The 1,327-nt window shown below is 44.1% G+C and carries 1 protein-coding gene and 1 pseudogene; one reads left to right on the top strand and one right to left on the bottom strand.

Features of this window, described 5'->3' with window-relative positions; genetic code table 11:
• Positions 1 to 644, bottom strand: a 644-nt coding sequence (locus tag R7P67_RS24650; RefSeq protein ID WP_318086296.1) for an SDR family oxidoreductase, incomplete at its 3' end; no start/stop codon positions are given.
• 270 nt (positions 645 to 914) lie between these two features.
• Between R7P67_RS24650 and R7P67_RS24645 the strand changes: the two are divergent.
• A pseudogene (locus tag R7P67_RS24645) lies at positions 915 to 1,327 on the top strand (histone deacetylase); the annotation flags it as partial.

Raw genomic sequence — 1,327 nt, 5'->3', positions numbered from 1 at the left:
TGTTCAACGGTGCTTTGGTCAATAACTTGTGCCAGCCCTTGAGCTGATATCTCTGCATCTATAAGTGCATTTGGCCCACCCATTGTGGTGCGTACCCAACCAGGGTGCAAAGCAAGGACAGTAAAACCGTCAGGCGTTAAGTCATTGCTTAAGCTTTTGACTACGGAATTGAGTGCCGCCTTTGACGAGCGATAAATATAGCCGCCACCCGATGTATTCTCCGTCATACTCCCGACTTTTGAAGAGATGCAGGCGATTTTTTTCAACTGTCCTTGTTGCAGTTGTGGATAGAGCGTTTCGACCAGTTTAAGTGGCGCTATCGTATTAATCTCAAGTACTTTACGCCATTCATCCACATCGGTGTTTCCAAACCCATAACCTTTAGGGCCGTAGTAACCAGCGTTGTTAATCAAAAGGTCGATAGGTGGCAGGCTCTGAGCAAGTAACGCGATTTTTGCGTAATCAGTAACATCCAGTTCATGCAAGCTCAAAGAGGAGTAACGTGCTCTCAAAGCTTGTAGTTCGTCACTGTCTGTGACGTTACGGCTAGTAGCGAGGACGTTCCACCCGCGTGCAAGATAAAGCTCTGTCAGACTCAAACCAATACCACGATTTGCGCCTGTGATAAAAACACTATGGGCCATTTTTAACTCTCTGGTAAGACTCGTTATCGAACTATTGTGTTAGCTGAGTGCGACAAAATCAACTAACCACCATGCACTAAACAACAGGGATATAAATACAGAGATGGCACAGAAGGAACCAAACAAAGCGCCTAGGACCGTAAATGTCGTTTTCTTCATCGTTGGAGTATGAAATTTAATTTTTAATGAAAATCATTATCAATTAAATTAATTTCTATTCAACCTTTGTAGTTGGTAATATTTCACAACGTTGTATGAAAAGAATGTCTCATGTTGCCACTGATATACCACCCTATATACTCAAAACTTGAATTGCCTGTAGGGCACCGTTACCCAATCATGAAGTATCAATATCTCTATGAAGAGGTACGTCGCGGTGTGCAAGCTGAGTGGGTGCAGTTTTTTGAACCACAAGCTCTGTCAATTGAAGCGATCAAGCGCGTGCATGATGCGGAGTATGTTGACTTACTGGCACAAGGTAATATGCCCGCCGCTAAAATGCGTCGAATCGGCTTTCCTTGGAGTGAAGCTCTGATCACTCGAACACTGACTTCAGCGGCTGGTACACTTCTGACAGCCGAAAAAGCGCTTGAACACGGTATCGCACTGCACTTAAGTGGTGGTTACCACCATGCTCACAAAGATTTTGGTAGTGGATTCTGTTTGTTCAACGATTTAGTGAT

This window comes from Vibrio sp. Vb0937 (assembly GCF_033338855.1).
The sequence above is the reverse complement of the archived record's forward strand: the minus strand, read 5'-3'. Positions and strand labels throughout refer to the sequence as shown.